Consider the following 2182-nt stretch of genomic DNA (forward strand, 5'->3'; position numbering starts at 1 on the left):
AGTTGCCTACGCGTCACGACACACAGTCGTACTGGGTTCTGCCCTCGAATGAGGGCAGAACCCAGAGACTGATCACAACATCACACAGGCCCTAGAGCAACTGAACACCCGCCTTGGGGGTGCACTCCCGAAGCTGATGCCAGGTGACAAATAGTCCGGAGAAGTGCTGGTCAGGGCGTTTCGATCGACAGCCACTCACTCTGGGTGATCCCAGCAGGCCGGGGCATCGGGAGATCGTCACCCTCAGATACTTGCCACTTGGCGGGAGCTTCGGGAGTGCACCCCCGAGAAGACCGAGATGACAGGCGACACCGCCACCGCGCCCGACCCGGCCCGCGCCCTGCTGGAGGGCGTCGGCAACGAGGCCGTCCATGCCGCCGTCGGCCTGCTGGCCGCCCATCAGGACGGCTTCTGGCTGCGCGAGCTCCTGGCGCCGGACGGCGACCTGGCAAGCGGGCCGTGACCCTGGAGGAGGGGCCACAGGTCACTCGATCACAGGCCCTTACCAGCAACCCCTGGCAGAGCAGAAGGCGGGTGGGGCCGTCGTCCCGCTACGGGAGAAGGCGGCCCTGCGGGGCAGTGCCGGGGTGGTGCCGGCGTACCGCAGCAGACGTGGTTGACACACCAAAGCGTCGGGTGGATGTTCGGAGTATGCCCGAGAACCAGCTGTCCAAGAGCACATCGGCATCATGGGACCGGGAGCGCACGAGGCACGTCAAACCTAGGAGTCACCATGACCACTGACTCGCTGGCGTCTGCACTTGGCGTGGATTCCGAGGAAGCAGAAGCACTACTGAAGACCGCTTCCAGCGGGTACGTCTTCGGAAATCCCCACATATGGTACGCGGCGCACGTTCAGGGCATCGGGTGGATGACGCCGGTCCGGGACAACGCCACAGCTGGCACCGAGGGTGAGGGAAGGCGGTTGGAGGCCCTGCTGCTGATGGGGACAGGCGGGCAGGACCCGCAGGGTAATCCGAAGCCACTTCAGCAGATTACGGCCCAGGCCTACGTCCAAAACTATGGATGGATGGACCCCGTCATCGCCACGGACGGTGACTTCATCATGGTGGGCACGGTCGGAGAATCGCTACGCATGGAAGCACTGCGGCTATCGATCGTATCCGCAGTGTACTGCGTCAACGCCCACGTCCAGAACATTGGCTGGCAGGGCCAGCGATGCTCCGTCAACGGTGGCACAGTGGAAGTAGGAACCACCGGGAAGGCGCTCCGGATGGAGGCGATCCAGATCTTCGTGTTCTGAGGGTCGAGAACCGCGTCCGCCATGAACGGCTAGACCGACAGCCTGACCGGCCAGCACGCCTTCCCGGTGGACCCGTGTGCCGGGTCCGAGGACGGTCCCGTAGGTGCGGCCCTTGCGGAACGCGAACTCGTCGACGCCGAGCACCCGCGGCGACCGCTCAGACACTTCGGGCGCCTCCAGCAGCCCGAGGAGGCGGGTCCGGCCTGCGGCGATGCCGAGCTTGTGGCCCAAATGTTCGAAGGTGACCCGCCGACCGGGCTGATCCATAGCCCACCCACCGCCCACCCGCACAGCTCGACCAGACGCCCGGCGAACGGGGCTGCCAGCGGCAGCCCGCTGTCATCGTCGAGGGTCGGGGCGACGAAACCGCCGGTCGCGAGATTGCGCGACGACCCCCAACACGGGCGCAGTGCCTCGACGAGGCGGCGGTGGGCGATGGTGAGGTCTCCATCGGTCGGCAGGCGGGCGATGCCTGGGCCGGGCGGGCCAGCAGGACGTCGATGCGGTGCAGGTGATCGGTGGTGTCGTCCATGGTGTCAGTCAACCGCAGGCCGCTGACAGGGGTTCCGGCAGTTCTCGCCGCTGGCGATTCACAGCCGGTTACCAGCGGGCTGGGTTCCTCGGGGAACTGGCGACAGTTGAATACGCGAGCTCACCAGTACCGAGGCTGTAACAGAGGTTGAGCAATAGCTTGCCCAGTGGTCGGGTCACCGGTCCCGATAGAGGTCTTCGTCCGGCTCCCAGAGCGAGTAGAAGTCCTCAGGCGGATCGTCGAGGACGACTTCGTCGTTGAGGTCTCCCAGCTCCGAGAGCTCGTCCTCGACCTCTAGTGTCCTGAGTCTGGAATTTCATTCATAAATATAGACTGGGTCTATGGTGCGGACTGGTCGGCCGAAGGCCGAGTTGGTGTTGTCGGAC

General features: G+C 65.1%; 2 protein-coding genes. Both read left to right on the forward strand.

Features of this window, described 5'->3' with window-relative positions:
- Window positions 1-298: 298 nt before the first annotated feature.
- On the forward strand, window positions 299-463 hold the full coding sequence (locus ACFVHB_RS40085; RefSeq protein ID WP_380332919.1) for a hypothetical protein: 165 nt from the start codon (window positions 299-301) through the stop codon (window positions 461-463).
- Between the two features lie 270 nt (window positions 464-733).
- Window positions 734-1264 carry a hypothetical protein gene (locus tag ACFVHB_RS40090; RefSeq protein ID WP_380332921.1) on the forward strand — a complete coding sequence of 177 codons (531 nt, stop codon included), beginning with the start codon at window positions 734-736 and terminating at the stop codon, window positions 1262-1264.
- Window positions 1265-2182 lie beyond the last annotated feature (918 nt).

The organism is Kitasatospora sp. NPDC127111 (assembly GCF_042677465.1).
GTDB lineage: Bacteria > Actinomycetota > Actinomycetes > Streptomycetales > Streptomycetaceae > Kitasatospora.

What these genes read in the sequence shown, in the direction of transcription:
- ACFVHB_RS40085 (WP_380332919.1), top strand. Translation starts at nt 299, where the DNA reads ATGACAGGCGACACCGCCACCGCGCCCGACCCGGCCCGCGCCCTGCTG.
- ACFVHB_RS40090 (WP_380332921.1), top strand. Translation starts at nt 734, where the DNA reads ATGACCACTGACTCGCTGGCGTCTGCACTTGGCGTGGATTCCGAGGAA.